This window comes from Marinobacter alkalisoli (assembly GCF_045449795.1).
Lineage (GTDB): Bacteria > Pseudomonadota > Gammaproteobacteria > Pseudomonadales > Oleiphilaceae > Marinobacter.
Genome location: NZ_JBJJLB010000032.1, coordinates 18,775 through 34,297, shown reverse-complemented (window position 1 = coordinate 34,297; position 15,523 = coordinate 18,775). Strand labels below are relative to the sequence as shown.

General features: G+C 59.3%; 12 protein-coding genes. 7 read left to right on the top strand and 5 right to left on the bottom strand.

Going from position 1 to position 15,523, the window contains the following annotated elements:
* Positions 1-102: 102 nt before the first annotated feature.
* The 3 genes from ACJO3M_RS15270 to ACJO3M_RS15260 all read right to left on the bottom strand — a co-directional run bounded on the left by ACJO3M_RS15270 (position 103) and on the right by ACJO3M_RS15260 (position 4,264).
* Positions 103-936: a metal-dependent hydrolase gene (locus ACJO3M_RS15270; protein ID WP_407002251.1), complete on the bottom strand. Its 834-nt coding sequence runs from the start codon at positions 934-936 to the stop codon at positions 103-105.
* 226 nt (positions 937-1,162) lie between these two features.
* Positions 1,163-2,539, bottom strand: a complete 1,377-nt coding sequence (locus ACJO3M_RS15265) for a solute carrier family 23 protein (RefSeq protein WP_407002250.1) — start codon at positions 2,537-2,539, stop codon at positions 1,163-1,165.
* A gap of 96 nt (positions 2,540-2,635) precedes the next feature.
* Positions 2,636-4,264, bottom strand: coding sequence for an acyl-CoA synthetase (locus tag ACJO3M_RS15260; RefSeq protein ID WP_407002249.1), 1,629 nt, complete (start codon positions 4,262-4,264; stop codon positions 2,636-2,638).
* Between the two features lie 173 nt (positions 4,265-4,437).
* Here ACJO3M_RS15260 and ACJO3M_RS15255 point away from each other — a divergent pair, with 173 nt between their 5' ends.
* Together ACJO3M_RS15255 and ACJO3M_RS15250 are read left to right on the top strand one after the other, a co-directional pair.
* Positions 4,438-5,916, top strand: coding sequence for a sensor histidine kinase (locus ACJO3M_RS15255; protein WP_407002248.1), 1,479 nt, complete (start codon positions 4,438-4,440; stop codon positions 5,914-5,916).
* Complete coding sequence (locus tag ACJO3M_RS15250; protein WP_407002247.1) at positions 5,909-6,556, top strand: response regulator transcription factor; 648 nt, start codon at positions 5,909-5,911, stop codon at positions 6,554-6,556. Before ACJO3M_RS15255 ends, ACJO3M_RS15250 begins: the two co-directional genes overlap by 8 nt.
* Here ACJO3M_RS15250 and ACJO3M_RS15245 read toward each other — a convergent pair.
* On the bottom strand, positions 6,542-7,951 hold the full coding sequence (locus ACJO3M_RS15245; protein WP_407002246.1) for an aminotransferase-like domain-containing protein: 1,410 nt from the start codon (positions 7,949-7,951) through the stop codon (positions 6,542-6,544). The genes ACJO3M_RS15250 and ACJO3M_RS15245 overlap by 15 nt on opposite strands.
* A 178-nt stretch (positions 7,952-8,129) precedes the next feature.
* Here ACJO3M_RS15245 and ACJO3M_RS15240 point away from each other — a divergent pair, with 178 nt between their 5' ends.
* From ACJO3M_RS15240 to ACJO3M_RS15225, 4 genes are all read left to right on the top strand, one after another.
* Positions 8,130-8,435 carry a hypothetical protein gene (locus ACJO3M_RS15240; RefSeq protein ID WP_407002245.1) on the top strand — a complete coding sequence of 102 codons (306 nt, stop codon included), beginning with the start codon at positions 8,130-8,132 and terminating at the stop codon, positions 8,433-8,435.
* Entirely contained in the window at positions 8,432-9,235 is an 804-nt protein-coding gene (locus ACJO3M_RS15235) for a PhzF family phenazine biosynthesis protein (protein WP_407002244.1), read from the top strand. Before ACJO3M_RS15240 ends, ACJO3M_RS15235 begins: the two co-directional genes overlap by 4 nt.
* Before the next feature lie 94 nt (positions 9,236-9,329).
* Positions 9,330-10,511, top strand: a complete 1,182-nt coding sequence (locus tag ACJO3M_RS15230) for a BaiN/RdsA family NAD(P)/FAD-dependent oxidoreductase (RefSeq protein WP_407002243.1) — start codon at positions 9,330-9,332, stop codon at positions 10,509-10,511.
* A gap of 57 nt (positions 10,512-10,568) precedes the next feature.
* Positions 10,569-11,849 carry an MgtC/SapB family protein gene (locus ACJO3M_RS15225; protein ID WP_407002242.1) on the top strand — a complete coding sequence of 427 codons (1,281 nt, stop codon included), beginning with the start codon at positions 10,569-10,571 and terminating at the stop codon, positions 11,847-11,849.
* A 20-nt stretch (positions 11,850-11,869) separates the two neighbouring features.
* Here ACJO3M_RS15225 and alkB read toward each other — a convergent pair whose 3' ends face one another.
* Positions 11,870-12,538 carry a DNA oxidative demethylase AlkB gene (gene alkB / locus ACJO3M_RS15220; RefSeq protein WP_407002241.1) on the bottom strand — a complete coding sequence of 223 codons (669 nt, stop codon included), beginning with the start codon at positions 12,536-12,538 and terminating at the stop codon, positions 11,870-11,872.
* A gap of 80 nt (positions 12,539-12,618) precedes the next feature.
* Here alkB and ACJO3M_RS15215 point away from each other — a divergent pair, with 80 nt between their 5' ends.
* Positions 12,619-15,492, top strand: coding sequence for an HD domain-containing phosphohydrolase (locus ACJO3M_RS15215; protein ID WP_407002239.1), 2,874 nt, complete (start codon positions 12,619-12,621; stop codon positions 15,490-15,492).
* The last annotated feature ends 31 nt before the right edge of the window (positions 15,493-15,523 follow it).

Below are 15,523 nucleotides of genomic sequence, written 5' to 3'. Positions count from 1 at the left end.
CCAGCTGTGGGAACTTCCTGGCACGGAATTCCCTTTTTATTGTCGTTGTTTTTGGCAGCAGCCAGTCTTGCACAAAGTGATCATTATTTCAGCAATCACCTGTTACGAACCCGACGCCACGTTTTCCAGCTCCCGCAGATTGTCCTCCAGAAGTGCTCGGTTATCCTGCTGCCACGGGTGAAAGCCTTTACGGAAATAGGCCATGAAATCCGGCATGCACTTGCGCAGCACCCCGGGCTTACCCCAAAGGAAATTCAGGCCGCCCATCCAGGTCCGCAGGCTCCAGAGTTTGCCGTCGGTTTTCAGCAGGCTGCAGGTATTGATAAAGGTGTACTTGAAGAAGTTCCAGGTCACGAAAAGGAAGACAATACGCCGTAGCCGCTCATTGCCGATGCAGTGACGGTAGACATCAAAGGCGACGGACTTGTGCTCGGTTTCTTCAATGGCGTGCCAGCGCCACAAGGCCCTCATGGTCGGCGTTGCGCCGTCCATCCACTCGGGATGACTGAGGATCGCGTTGGCCAGCACGGCGGTGTAATGCTCCGCGCCACAGGTGCCTGCAAGCTGGCGGCTCGGGGGAAGCCGGCCCACCCACGCCATGTGCTTGCGAAACCTCCGGTCCAGCCCTTCGATGTCATAACCACGGGCTTTCAGGGCTTCGTTATAGCTCTTGTGTTCACGACTGTGCAGCGCTTCCTGACCGATAAAGCCGCGAATCTCCTCTGCCAGCTTGGGGTCATCAACCCTGTCCCGGTACAGACGCACGGCATTGATGAACTGCTGCTCACCGTCGGGGAACTGCAGGGATAAGGCGTTGAAAAACGCGGTACGGAAGGCATCGTTCCCGTGCCACAGGGTTTTAAGGTCGTCGGCGACGTCGAACCGCAGGTGCCGGGGAGCAACGTTCACGCCGTCGGGCGTGGAGCTGATGGTCATGACTGCCTCCGGTTTTTATGGTTATGGAGTGGCGGACGAAAAATAACCAGCCAAATCAGTTTAAACCTGAAAAGCAGAGGGAAGGAAGTCGATGACAGGCAAAACCAGACAATTTGTCACAAAATGACATTCAGTCAAAAAAAGGGGAGGTATGGCATTGCCGATACCTCCCGAAGGACACACAGGGGTTGGGTCGCCTCCGGTGCAGAAGCCGGAGGCGACCGGTTTAGTGCTCTTCCGCGGCTTGCACACCCGGCGCTTCGGGGTCCGCGGTGAAACCAAGCAACTTGGTACGTTCAATCAGGAAATACAGCACCGCGCCGGTGGCCAGCCCCCAGCCAGCGCCGTACACCGCCAGCACCACACCCATGGTGCCGGCGATGCCGCGCTCGGTGTTGTTCTCCAGCTGCTCCAGCCCCACCATCAGGCAGATATAACCGGTCAGCAGCAGGGTCAGTGACAGTGCAATCGGCAGCACCGGCTGGAAGAAGCTCACCAACGGCAATACGAACAGCGCGATGAAACCGGTAATCCAGAAGGTGCCGCCGCCGCTGTAGATGGAGTCCATGGCGTTACGGCCATACTTGTAACGCTCCGCCATGGTGGCGGTAACCGCCGTCCAGATCGGGCCTGCCAGGCCAGGATACGGTGCGAAGAAGGCATGGCCACCGTTGCGAATGGCAGTCACCAGATGAACGCGATCGATGCTGTTGTCGATGTCCTCATCCTTGCGCAGGTGATCCACGCGGTTCATCAGCGACTGGCCGACAACGATGTCGCCAAAGGCAATGACGTACGCAATCACCGCCGTGGGAATGGCGTACATGAACACTTCGACATCCGGGAAGCCAACCGCAAACGGCAGGTAGTTCCAGAGTTCGTCAAACGCCGGTTTGGTAATGCCCCACTCCACGTTCGGAACCGCATACTCACCGGTGGCAAAGCCCACCAGAATGGCAACCACCATCCCCGGTACCATGCCGTAGTTGGCGATCTTGCGGGCAAGGTTGCTGGTATCCACGAAGCCCTTGAACGACACGGAGAACATCAGGTACAGACACACCAGGCCGCCCACAATCAGCGAGATCGGGGTTTCCGCCAACCGTCCGCCAGCTTCGATTTCCCCCATCAGCGCCGCGATACCGGCACCGATGATGATGCCGCCTTTCATCGACCGGGGAATCAGCTCCACCAGTTTGCTGCCCAGGCGGGTTACTCCCAGAACCAGGAAGATGATGAACACCAGGAACTGAAGTGCGAACAGGGCCTGAATGGCTTCGGGACCAGGTTCGTAGTCACCCAGGAACAGCAACACCACCGGAATGCCCGGGGTAATCCAGCCTGGCACCAGCGGTACACCGAGCAGAGCCGGAAGCATGAAGCCGATGCCACAGATAACCACGTAAGCCAGCGCCACGTCATAAGGCACGCCCAGGTATTTCTCCAACAACGGAATCATCGCCAGGCTGACCACGAACATGATCAGCGCCTGGACCATCTCCGCGAATTCCCAGCGGTAATGGACGAACGGCAGTCGAATCTTGAAAGGGCCTGCAGGCCAGTACGGCTGCTCTTCCCCGTTGTTTCGATGAAAAATTTGCATAATAAGGCCTCCGGGTGCACGCCAATGCGTGCACCTGATGTTGTTTTTGTGAGGGTGTTTAAGAGGCGCTGAGCGCCAGGTCAGCGGCGAGCTCGGTTATTCGAGCTCTTTGGCCTGGTCACGCAGCACAAACTTCTGGATCTTGCCGGTGGATGTCTTGGGCAATTCCGAGAAAACCACCGTCTTGGGCACCTTGAAGCGGGCCAGGTGCTCGCGACAGAAACTGATGATGTCTTCCTCGCTGACATCGCCGGCTTCCGGCTTGAGGGTCACGAAAGCACAGGGCGTTTCACCCCATTTCTCGTCCGGGCGGGCAACCACCGCAGCCTCAAGCACAGCAGGATGACGATAGAGGGTGTCCTCCACTTCGATGGTGGAGATGTTCTCGCCGCCGGAAATGATGATGTCTTTCAGGCGGTCCTTGATTTCCATGTAGCCGTCTTCATGCCACACCGCCAGATCCCCGGTGTGGAACCAGCCGCCCCGGAAGGCTTCTTCGGTGGCTTTCGGATTCTTCAGGTAACCCTTCATCACGGTATTGCCGCGCAGGAAGATTTCACCAATGGTTTTGCCATCCTTCGGCACCGGTTCCATGGTGTTGGGATCGCCCACCATGGTGCCCGCCAGAGTGTGATAACGAACGCCCTGACGAGCCTTCTTTCTGGCGCGATCATGCAAGGGCAAGGCATCCCACTCGGATTTCCAGGCACAAACCGTGACCGGGCCATACACCTCGGTGAGGCCGTATACATGGGTCACCGCAATGCCCATTTCCTCAATGGCGCCAATCACCTGCGCAGGGGGTGCGGCACCGGCGGTCATGGACTTCACTTCGTGATCAATACCGGTTTTGGCCGACTCCGGCACGTTCAGCAACGCGTTCAGCACAATCGGCGCACCGCACATGTGGGTGACCTGATGATCACGGATCAGCTGCAGGATCTTTTCCGGGTCCACCCGGCGCAGGCACACATGGGTGCCTGCCATGGCGGTAACGGTCCAGGGGAAGCACCAGCCGTTGCAATGGAACATCGGCAGGGTCCAGAGGTACACCGGGTGCATGTCCATGGACCACACAGCCTGGTTGCCCAGCGAATTCAGGTAGGCGCCACGGTGGTGATACACCACCCCTTTCGGGTTGCCGGTGGTACCGGAGGTGTAGTTCAGGGAGATTGCATCCCACTCGTTTTCCGGGAAACGCCACGCGTAGTTCGGATCCCCTTCCTGCAGGAAGGCTTCATAGTCCAGGTCACTGACCTGGGTGCCTTCGCCGTACTCCGGATCATCCACATCAACCACCAGCGGCTTGGTGTCCAGCCGGCTGACCGCATCGCGGATCACTTCGCCGAATTCCCGATCGGCGATCACCACTTTCGCCTCGCCATGCCCCAGCATGAATGCGATGGCTTCCGCGTCCAAACGGACATTGAGGGTATTAAGCACCGCACCGATCATTGGCACGCCGAAATGGCACTCCACCATGGCGGGAATGTTAGGCAGCATCACCGCTACGGTGTCACCACGACCAATACCGCGACCGGCCAGAGCCGAGGCAAGACGGCGGCTGCGGTCGTATGTCTGCTGCCAGGTATAGCGCAGCGCCCCGTGAATCACGGCCGGGTAGTCCGGGTACACACTGGCGGTGCGCTCAATGAAATCAATGGGAGACTGAACAGCGTAGTTGGCATCAAGGGGCGCGAGACCCTGGTCAAAAATCGAGGTCATGGTTGTGGTCCTCTGTGAGCGGCATTGTTCTTATGGTGTATTCAGGGAGTACGCTATAACAGCTATACTCCAACATAGCCGGAATAGTATTTGATAGGGAATATACTAGAAATTGCACCAACGTATTATAGTATAAACACTATAACAATATCAGATCATGAGACGTTATCCCCTTGACCAAGCTTAGCCCACTTCAGGACCTCGACCCGGAAGCTACCCTTATTCTGGATGGCAACGCACAGGTGAAAGGTAAAAACCTGGCAGCCTCAAAGCTGTGCCAGCACTGTCATCACAATGAAGCAGCGGCCTTGCTCCCGGTAAACACCCGGGCTTTGGTGAAAGCTTGCCTGGACCAGCAGCGGGCCATTGAATCCGTTGAAAGCCGGGTGGCCGACTGCATCTTGCTGTGGACCTTTATACCGGCGCCCGACACCGGTGAGGTGATTGCACGCGGGCGGAATGCCACCGAAGAGATCCAGGCACGGGACGAGGCGGCCCGCGCCAGCCGGTTGTATCGCCTGATCACCGAGAACACCACAGACCTGATCTCCCGCCACGCCCCCGATGGCCAGTTTATTGATGCCACCCCCGCGTCCTGGCGTTTGCTGGGCTACTGGCCCGAGGAACTTCGCGGCAAACCCCTGGAGGACATCTTTCGGGGAACCGGAGTGAGCCAGCAACTGGAGGAGACCCGCCGCCAGCTCCGGGACGATGGCTACGCCACCATGACCCTGAACATCACCCATCGGGACGGCAGCAAGCGCTGGTTCGAGATCGCCAGCCGTGCCATTCGTGAAACCTACACCGGGGCGGTAATTGAGGTTGTCAGCGTATCGCGGGATATTACTGCGAGGGTGGAATCTGAGGAAAATAACCGCAGACTGGCCGATGAACTGGCCCACACCGCGCGCCTGGCCACCCTCGGCGAGCTGGCATCCAGCATTGCCCATGAGATGAACCAGCCCCTGGCCACCATCGTGAACTTTGCCAGCGCCAGCCAGCGATACCTGAAACAGGCGCGGGACAACCCGGATTGCCTGGACCGGGTGGACGATGGCCTGCAGCGCATCACCCACCACGCCAACCGGGCATCGGAAGTGATCAAGCGCCTGCGTGCATTCCTGCGTAAAGGCCAGAAGCGCACCGCCCCCATCGCGGTCAACGACGTCATCACCAACGTGGCACGCCTGTGCCAGTGGGATGCGGAGAAACACGGCATCACCATCCGGGAGCAGCTTGCAGATCCCGGTCCTGTCATTACCGCCGACCCGGTCTTGTTGGAACAGGTGCTGATCAACCTGATTCGAAACGGCATCGACGCCAACATCGAATCAGCCAGTGAGCGCCCATCCCGGATCACCCTTACCACTACCGTCACCGGGGCCCGGGAAACCCTGATCCAGGTCACCGATCAGGGTCCGGGGCTGGACGACGAAGGACTGCGACAGATGTTCACGCCGTTCTATACCAGCAAATCCCAGGGCCTGGGGCTCGGCCTGTCCATGAGCCGCTCCATTATCGAGGGCTTCGGCGGCTTCCTGGACGCTGCCAGGACTGAACAGGGCGGACTGACCCTGACCTGCCGGTTTCCGCCCGCGACATCCTCACGCCATAAACCTGTCCATATAACGGAGACACCCCCACATGACTGACGCTTCCACCACCGTATACGTGGTTGATGACGATGCCGGCATGCTTGAATCCACCCAGTGGCTGTTGGAATCCGTTGGCCTCAACGTCCAGGCGTACGCGGACGGCCGCCAGTTTCTGGAGGCCCTGGCGGACGCCACCAGCGGCTGCGTGATCCTCGACGTAAGAATGCCCGGCCTGGGCGGACTGAATGTGCAGGAAGAATTGCAGAAGCGCGGTTCCCGGCTGCCGATTATCTTTGTGTCCGGGCATGCGGATGTGCCGATTGTCGTGAGAGCCTTCAAGTCAGGCGCCTTCGACTTCATCGAGAAACCGTTCAACGAGCAGTTGTTGCTGGACAGTGTGCAGCAGGCATTACAGGAACATCAGCAAACCAGCCAGCAGCAACGCGGGGACGAGGATACCGAAGCGCTGATCGCCACCCTCACCCGACGGGAACGGGACGTGTTCCTGCCGTTGGCCCAGGGTTACACCAGCCGCGAGATTGCCGACATGCTGGATGTCAGTATCAAGACCATCGACCTGTACCGCTCCCGGGTGATGAAACGCCTGGGCGTGGAGCGCATGCAGGATGTCACCGGCATCGCTATTGCGGCCGGGCTGATGGATCCGCTGGATCTGCGGGACTCAGCCGTTCAGTGATTGCTCCGCCAGCTCCCCTAGCCTGCGTACGGCAACTTCGATACGTTCGCTCCAGGGATTGGCGCTGTTCAGCCTCAGACAATTGCTGTATTTATCCGCGGTCGAGAACATCAGCCCCGGCGCGACATTGATGTTTTCCTCCCGGGCACGCCGGTAGACCTCGGTGCCGGTATTCTTGCCCGGCAGTTGTACCCAAAGCACAAACCCGCCCTGGGGCCGGCTCACCGCTGTGCCCTCCGGGAACCAACGCGCCACGGCGGTTCGCATCCGCTCAGTGGTCTGCCTGTAGTTCTGTCTGGCCGAACGCAGGTAGCGGTCATAGCTGCCCTGCTCCAGAAAGTGCGCCACCGCCAGTTGCGGGATGCTGGAGGTCGCCAGATTGACGAAGTACTTGTGTTGGCGCGCCTCGGCCATGTAGCGCCCGGGCACCATCCAGCCCAGCCGAAGCCCCGGGGAAATGGTTTTCGAGAAGGAACTGCAGTAAATCACATTGCCGGTACGGTCAAAGGCCTTGGCTGGTCGCGGGCGTTCACCGCTGTGGAACAGGTCGCCATAGATGTCGTCCTCTATCAGCGGCACCCGCGCATCTTCCAGCATGGTCACCAGCTGGTGCTTGCGCTCATCGGACATGCGCGCGCCCATCGGGTTACTGTGATTGGTCACCACCACACAGGCTTTGACCGGCCACTGCTCCAACGCCATTTCCAGGCCTTCCAGGCTCAGCCCGTCGGATGGATGGGTAGGCACTTCAATAACCCGCAAGCCCACCACTTCCAACGCGTGAAGAATGCCGGGAAAAGAGGGAGACTCCACCACCACGATATCACCGGGTACGGTCACCGCACGGAGCGCCAGAATGATGGCTTCCTGGGCACCGTTGGTGGCGAGGATATCGTCTGCAGTCACCGGCACCCCGAGAGCGGCCATGCGCTGGGCCAGTTGGCGCCGGAAGGACTCCTTGCCCGGGAAAGCATAATCCTGATATTCCAGCCCGCGCCGGGCGGCCCAGAGGATGGACTGCTGAATCTGCCGTACCGGCAGAAAATCCGGGTGCGGGACCGCAGCAGCGAGAGGCACCATGCGCTTCTGCTCATCGGCACACAGTTCCAGGGCCATGTCCCGTGCACTGACGGGCACCGGCCTTGCGCGGTATCGACGCATGATCGGCTCAGGCGCATCTTTGGCCGGCAACCGTACAAAGTAGCCACTGCGTTCACGGGCTTCCAGGTACCCCCGGCCCTCCAGGGTCTGGTGCGCTTGCAGAACAGTCGAAATACTCACGCCAAACTGCCGGCTTAATACCCGAACTCCGGGCAAACGTTCGCCTTCGCGATAGACGCCATCGCGAATCAGAGCCTGAAGCTGATCTGCCACCTGATTATAGAGAATACCCATAGCGTTATCCTGCCAAACCTGAGGCAACCACGGGCAGTACAGATGGCCCGGATTCACACCGGTACAGATGACTCAACACCTCATCTGTACCGGTTCAAAAACAGATTATCTGAATCTGTTATGGAAGTCAGCCAGGAAAGACAATGGAGTCATCGTCACAGGAAGAAGGAATTTCTCCATGAACGCATTGAACCGGGCCCTGCCCCACAACTTTACCCCGCCCCCGCGCAGCAGCACGAAGGATCTGCTGGCGCTGAACCACGTACCGGCCACGCCTGTTACGCTGAAAGGTATGCGCGCAACCCTGCAATGGCTGGACGATCTTGGCTTCCGGGTGGATCGGAAACAACAGGATCACTGGGTGCTCACCCACACCCGTCCCTTGCCGGAACTGCATTTTTACAGTGAAATCGAGCTTGAACGGTTTGCCACCGGAAAAGCCCACCACTACGCTAAACGAATTCTCAGGGAGACATGCCGATGAGCTATCCAATTTATCAGGTAGACGCGTTCACCAGTAATCTGTTCGGCGGCAACCCCGCAGCCGTCATGCCGCTGGAAAGCTGGCTCGAGGACAAGACACTGCAGGCCCTCGCCCTTGAAAACAAACTGTCGGAAACCGCCTACTTCGTGGCAGAGAAAGACGATCCCGAAGTGGACTTTCACATCCGCTGGTTTACGCCGGGCGCCGAAGTGCCCCTGTGCGGCCATGCCACCCTCGCCAGCGCCTGGATCATTTTCAACAAGCTGGGCTGGGCGAAAGACACCGTTCATTTCCGGTCAAAGAGCGGCATCCTCGGCGTCCGCCAGGGCGATGGTGGCTGGCTGACCCTGGATTTCCCGCGTCTGGACTGGCAGGAACAGCCCACACCGGAGCTCGTCAAACAGGCTCTGCCGAACGCTCCCGATACCGCTCTGTATGTACCGAATGACACCAACTACCTGATCGTCCTGGAGTCAGAACAGGCGGTGCTTGATGCCAAGCCGGACCTCCGGCTGCTGAAGCAACTGGGCAACCAGGGCCTGATCGTCACCGCTCGGGGTGAAGACTGCGATTTCGTCAGTCGCTATTTTGCGCCGGGCGTGGGCGTTGACGAGGACCCGGTCACCGGTTCCATTCACAGTGTACTGGTTCCGTACTGGGCGGAACGCCTGGGAGGCACGACGTTCGAAGCCCGGCAACTCTCAGCCCGCGGTGGCGAGTTACGCTGTGAACTGAAAGGCGACCGGGTCGACATAGCTGGGCAAGCCGCGTTCTACATGGAAGGCCAGGTGTACCTCTGACCGGCTGGTTCAGGGACGCACCGCCGTACCCGGCAGACGTCGCCGACGCCAATCCGTATAATCTCCGCACCTTTTAACGGATTGCGGTTATACCATGGCTTCAGACTACGACGTGATTATCATCGGTGCCGGGGCGGCGGGCCTGATGTGCGCCGCCACCGCGGGTTATCGCGGGCGCCGGGTGCTGGTGCTGGACCATGCCAACAAACCGGGCAAGAAGATCCTGATGTCCGGCGGTGGGCGCTGTAATTTCACCAATCTCAACAGCACCCCCGCCAACTTCCTGTCGGAGAATCCCCACTTCTGTATCTCCGCCCTGAAACGCTACACGCCTCAGCATTTTCTGGAACTGGTGGAGCGCCACGGTATCGAGCACGAAGAAAAAGCGGCCGGGCAGCTATTCTGCCGGGACAGCGCCAAGGATATCCTCAACCTGCTACTGACCGAGTGTGAATGGGCCGGCGCCGAGATTCGCATGAAAACCCAGGCGCGAAATATCGTCGCAACATCCGACGGTTACCAGTTGGATACCGGCTCAGGCACCCTGAGTTGCGAATCCCTCGTCGTCGCCTGCGGCGGACTGTCCATTCCCACCATGGGGGCCACAGGCTTCGGTTATGACATCGCAAAGCAATTCGGACTTGAGGTGCTGCCAACTCGTGCGGGCCTGGTGCCCTTTACACTCCATCCGGAGCTGAAACAGCAACTCGCGCCCCTGTCCGGCATCAGCTGCCCGGTGGACGTCAGCTGCAACAATGAGCACTTCCGGGAACCCATGCTGGTCACCCATCGCGGCCTCAGCGGTCCGGCCATGCTGCAGATTTCCAGCTTCTGGGAGCCGGGTGACAGCCTCGCCGTCAACCTGCTGCCCGCATGCCAGATTCGCGAAGACCTGCTGTCACTGCGCAAAGCCAAACCGCAATCCACCGTAGGCCAGTACCTCGCCCAGCACCTGCCCAAACGGTTTGCCCAGGCTTTCAACGATCTCAATGGCTGGACCGGCCCTCTGCAGGGCTACAAGAATACCGATATCGACCAGGTCGCCAGCACCCTCGGCCAATGGTCCATCAAGCCAGCAGGTACCGAAGGGTATCGTACTGCGGAGGTTACCCTGGGCGGTGTGGACACGCGGCAGCTGTCTTCCAAAACCATGGCAGTACTGGACCAGCCAAACCTGTATTTCATCGGCGAGGTGGTCGATGTAACCGGGCATCTGGGAGGGCATAATTTCCAGTGGGCCTGGGCATCGGGTGTGGCCGCCGGGAATAGCGCCTAGACTCTACAGATATACCCGATTCCGACGAGTCGACCAGTTCAGCAACCGAGTACACGGATGGAAGACGTAGCCAGTCAATTCTTCGACACGAACCAAACCACACTCAATCTGGCCATTGCCTTGCTGCTGGGCGCCATCATTGGCCTCGAAAGAGGCTGGGGAGCTCGGGAAAGGAAAGCGGGGGAGCGTATCGCAGGTATACGCACCTTCGCCCTGATAGGGCTTTTGGGGGGCGTTGCTGCGGTATTGACCGAGGAAGTTACCGAGTGGGCGTTTCCGGTGTTGCTGGCGAGTGTAGTGGCTATGGCGCTGGTGGCGTATAGCGAACGAATGGCACATATTCGCGACTTCAGCATTACCGGCACCGTGGGCATGGTCCTCACATTCTGTTTTGGCGCCATTGCCGTAGCCGTCGACCCTGCCATTGCGGTCGGAGCGGCGGTTATTACCGCCATCATTCTCGACAACAAGCAGTCCATTCACAACGCGCTGAGCAGGCTGAAATCCCACGAACTGGATGCTGCCCTGAAGCTGTTGCTGATTTCCCTGGTCATGTTGCCGCTACTGCCCAACGAAGGCATGGGGCCAGGTGGCGTACTGAACCCCTACGAAATCTGGTGGCTGGTGGTGTTGATCGCGTCCATTTCATTTGTCGGTTATTTCGCCATCCGGCTGGCCGGCATGAGCAAAGGCATTCTGTTTACCAGCCTGTTTGCCGGCCTCAGTTCATCCACGGCGCTGACGCTCCACTTTGCACGTCAGGCTTCAACGGCGCCCAATCTCAGCCCTCAGTTTGCAAGCGGTACGCTGATCGCCTGCGGTACCATGTTTCCACGCATTCTGGCGTACTGTGCACTCATTAACCCGGCACTACTGCCCTCGCTCCTGTGGCCGGTGATCGTGATGTCAGTCCTGCTTTATGGCCCTGCATGGATGATCTGGAAACGCCATGAAAACCGCCTGGACATACCGCAACCGGAACTTACCCAAAACCCACTGGACCTAAAATCCGCCTTCCTGTTCGGGTTGCTGCTGACGATTATCCTGCTGCTCGGGGAATATCTGCAGAACTGGTTCGGGGAAGCCGGCGTACTCGTTCTTGCGGCCACCTCGGGGATTGCCGACGTGGATGCCATCACGCTGTCGCTCACCCGCATGTCCCTTGAGGCGATTTCAATGCCTACCGCCGTCATCGGCATCGTGATAGCCGCCGCAGTGAACAACCTGGTCAAGGCGGGCATGTCCGGCAGCATTGGCGGGAAGGAAATGGGCCTTTTGGTCGGAGCGCCCATGGTGATATCTCTCCTGGCGGGGCTCGCCGTTGCCTGGCTGCTTTAGTATTACCGACACTTCGTTTGTCAGAGGGCACGCCGGAAAGTGAGGTTGTACCTGAGCTCCCCCGTCAGTGGATGCTGTCCCGGTTTGAGCCGAAGAACCCCATGATAGTTCATCCGGGCCGAGCGACCCCACACCACCACATCACCACTGGTCAGCGTGGTATTTACCGGGCGGTCGCGGCGTCTGGCGCCACCCAGTTGAAACGTTGCCGGAACCCCGAGTGATACCGACACGATGGGCTGGGTGAAATCCTTCTCGTCCTTGTCCTGGTGCAGGCCCATTTTAGCGCCGGGCTGGTAACGGTTGATCAGACAGGCATCCGGCTCAAAGCCGGGATAACCCGCCCCAGTTGCCGCCTCCCGCGCCAGATCCCGAAACACCTTCGGCATCGCTGGCCACGGCTGGCCGCTGCCGGGATCGGAATGCTGGTAGCGGTAGCCCGAGGTATCCGTCACCCAGCCCCACTCCCCGCAACAGGTCATCGCCACCGACATGGTATGACCGCCCGGTGTTCGCATGTTCCGGAAAGACGCCTTTTCGGCAATACCGGCAATGGCAGCCAGCAGCGTTTCCTCCCTTTCCAGTGCGAAATGCCGCAGGACAACCGCATCGTCAGCAATGGTATCTATCCAGGGGTCCTGAAACTCCCCGGCAAACAGGTCAGGAGTTATAGAGAGAGACTTTTTCATAACATTCAAAGAAAAAACGCAGTTCAGGGTCTACCTTTCTACTATCGGAATACGTTCTTCCTGTCCTTCAAGGATCATTGATGTCAGCCAAACGCCAGTCGGCCCAGGTTTCCCTGGCTTTCCTGATTGCGTCGGCGATTACCCTGGGCATGCTCATTCTGACCATTGTACTCGTTGGTCAGAGTTTTCGCGGCATGGAATCAGCCAAGGTCACAGCCGCCAGCGCCACCGCAAAACAACTGGCGGTCAGCGTCGATGACCGCATCCGCGCCATCACCGGACCGCCGGCGGCGGCACTCGCGGTACTCAGCCATGACCCACTCGCCGCGACCGACAACCTGGAGCAACGGCTGACCCGTTTACCGGTCATTGCGGACATCCTGACCAGCAGCGATATCGTCAGCGCCGTGTATGCCGGGTACGGCGATGGCGACTTCTTCCTGCTGCGAAAAGTCCGCGAGAGTGAAGTTTCCCACTTCCCCGACGCACCGCCGAATACCCGGTTCCTGCTACAGACCATCACCCGGGGCAGCGAAGGCGATCGCGATCCCCAGTGGAATTTCTACGATCAGGACCGGACCCTGATCTCCCGCCAGTACCCCGAAACCTATGAGTTCGACCCTCGGGTCCGGCCCTGGTATCAACAGGCCAGGCAATCCGGTGTCACTGAGCTAACCGACCCCTATGTGTTCTTCACCACCCGCGAGACCGGGTTGACCCTCTCTCGCCGCGCCACCGGTGACGGCGACAACGGCGCTGTGTTCGGTGTGGATGTCACCGTATCGGATCTCAGCCAGCAACTGGCCGAACTGCGACACACGCCGGGCACCCGGATTGGCATAGTGAATCATGAAGGGGCGGTGCTGGCCTATTCCAACACTGACCAGCCTCTCAGCACCGACACCACCGAGGCAGGGCCGGTTCAGGTCGACAACCTGCCTCATCCAGCGCTGGCAGATGCCATTGCCCATGCCCAAACGGAAGACGGAAATCACGGTGTCAGCCGCTACACCTCCTCAGACCGTGACTGGTATGGCATGACCGAACCATTGGCGTCGCTCGACGGAGAAGGCCTGACCATTGCGGTCGCCATTCCCGCCGACGAACTGCTGGCCGACGTCTGGAGCGCCCTGTCACGACAGACGGTAATGGCTGGAGCCATTGCCCTGCTGTTGCTGATCATCGGCTGGCTGCTGGGCCGCCGCGTCGGAAAGCCCCTGGAGCGACTGACCGACCGGGTCAGTTCGTTGTCCCGTTTCCGCTTTGATACCCCGATCAAGGTGGATTCCCATATCCGTGAAGCCCGGCAACTCAGTGTGGCGCTGGACGACATGGCCAGTGCCATTCACAGTTTCCAGAACATCGCCACTGTCCTGAACCGGGGGCAGGACCTGAATACCCTGCTCCGCGACATCCTCGACCAGATTGTTCACATAGTCGGCCAGAACCGGGGCGCTATCTACCTGTTCAGCCGGCAAAACAGCGAACTGACCCTTGCCGTCGACAGAGATCTCCATCTGCCGACCACCATTACCGCTGTGACCACCGATGCGGATGACAGCGACATCATCAGACACCTGCGCCAGCACCTGCCCGGGCATCCGGTGTTCGCCATTCTCCGCAACCGTCGGAAACAGTTGATCGGCGCCATGGTTATTGAAATGGAGTACGGGGATCACACCCACCTCGGCGACGATCTGATTGTGTTCGTTGATGAGATAGCCGGCTCCGCCGCCGTCGCCATTGAAACCCGGGAGCTGATCGAGAGCCAGCAGGCCCTGCTGGAGGGCATTATCCGCCTGGTGGCCAACGCCATTGACGCCAAGTCACCCTACACCGGTGGCCATTGTGACCGGGTCCCCAAGCTGGCCCAGATGCTGGTTGATGAGGCAGAGAAAAGCACCGAAGCGCCGTTCCGCGATTTTCAGCTCAATGAAGAACAACGCTACGAATTCCACCTTGCCGCCTGGCTGCACGACTGCGGCAAGATCACCAGCCCCGAATACGTGGTGGACAAAGCCGTCAAACTGGAAACCATCCACAATCGCATCCATGACATCCGCACCCGCTTCGAGGTGCTTCACCGGGATACCGAAATCGCCTGCCTGAGCGCCATCCTGAACGGAGAAGACGCAGACCAGGCCCGCCAGCAGCGGGATCAGATGCAGCAGACCCTGCAGGAGGAGTTCGCGTTCATCGCCAAAGCCAACATTGGTGGCGAATTCATGGACGAGGCCGACATTGCCCGTATCCGGAGCATTGCCCTGCGCCCCTGGCAGAGACATTTCAGCGACCGTATCGGCCTTTCCAGTGATGAGCGCCAGGCCCTGAAAGGTGCCCCCGAGGAGAACCTGCCGGCCACCGAAACGCTGCTGGCCGACAAGCCATCACATCTGCGTGAATGGGGCGATCAGGTGCCGCCGGTGCAAAAGGACGATCCCCGCAACCGCTGGGGCTTTGATATGGAATTGCCCGAGTACGCGTTCAACCGGGGGGAAATCCACAACCTGACAATTGCCAAAGGCACCCTGACGGACGAAGAGCGTTTCAAGATCAACGAACACATCGTCCAGACCATCTGCATGCTCGACACTCTGCCCCTGCCCGACCGACTGGCCAATGTGCCCCACCTCGCCGGCACCCATCATGAGCGAATGGATGGTAAGGGCTACCCCTGCAGGCTCACCAGTGAAGAGATGGGGATTCCCGAACGCATTATGGCGGTGGCCGATGTGTTCGAGGCGCTGACGGCCGTTGACCGACCCTACAAGGAAGGCAAAACCCTCACTCAGGCTCTGACCATCATGTCGCGCATGGTGGAGGAGGGCCATATCGACCGGACCGTGTTCGAGCTGTTTGTGCGTTCCGGAACCTACCGGCGCTATGGAGAACAACACCTTAGGCCGGAACAAATTGATGAGGTCGATGAAAGCCAGTTCATGAAAACTGACTGAAAACCCGTATACTTTGCGACTGATCTATCGT

What these genes read in the sequence shown, in the direction of transcription:
- ACJO3M_RS15240 (WP_407002245.1), top strand. Translation starts at nt 8,130, where the DNA reads ATGAACGCATTGAACCGGGCCCTGCCCCACAACTTTACCCCGCCCCCG.
- ACJO3M_RS15235 (WP_407002244.1), top strand. Translation starts at nt 8,432, where the DNA reads ATGAGCTATCCAATTTATCAGGTAGACGCGTTCACCAGTAATCTGTTC.
- ACJO3M_RS15265 (WP_407002250.1), bottom strand. Translation starts at nt 2,539, where the DNA reads ATGCAAATTTTTCATCGAAACAACGGGGAAGAGCAGCCGTACTGGCCT.
- ACJO3M_RS15250 (WP_407002247.1), top strand. Translation starts at nt 5,909, where the DNA reads ATGACTGACGCTTCCACCACCGTATACGTGGTTGATGACGATGCCGGC.
- ACJO3M_RS15245 (WP_407002246.1), bottom strand. Translation starts at nt 7,951, where the DNA reads ATGGGTATTCTCTATAATCAGGTGGCAGATCAGCTTCAGGCTCTGATT.
- ACJO3M_RS15270 (WP_407002251.1), bottom strand. Translation starts at nt 936, where the DNA reads ATGACCATCAGCTCCACGCCCGACGGCGTGAACGTTGCTCCCCGGCAC.
- ACJO3M_RS15230 (WP_407002243.1), top strand. Translation starts at nt 9,330, where the DNA reads ATGGCTTCAGACTACGACGTGATTATCATCGGTGCCGGGGCGGCGGGC.
- ACJO3M_RS15260 (WP_407002249.1), bottom strand. Translation starts at nt 4,264, where the DNA reads ATGACCTCGATTTTTGACCAGGGTCTCGCGCCCCTTGATGCCAACTAC.
- ACJO3M_RS15225 (WP_407002242.1), top strand. Translation starts at nt 10,569, where the DNA reads ATGGAAGACGTAGCCAGTCAATTCTTCGACACGAACCAAACCACACTC.
- alkB (WP_407002241.1), bottom strand. Translation starts at nt 12,538, where the DNA reads ATGAAAAAGTCTCTCTCTATAACTCCTGACCTGTTTGCCGGGGAGTTT.
- ACJO3M_RS15215 (WP_407002239.1), top strand. Translation starts at nt 12,619, where the DNA reads ATGTCAGCCAAACGCCAGTCGGCCCAGGTTTCCCTGGCTTTCCTGATT.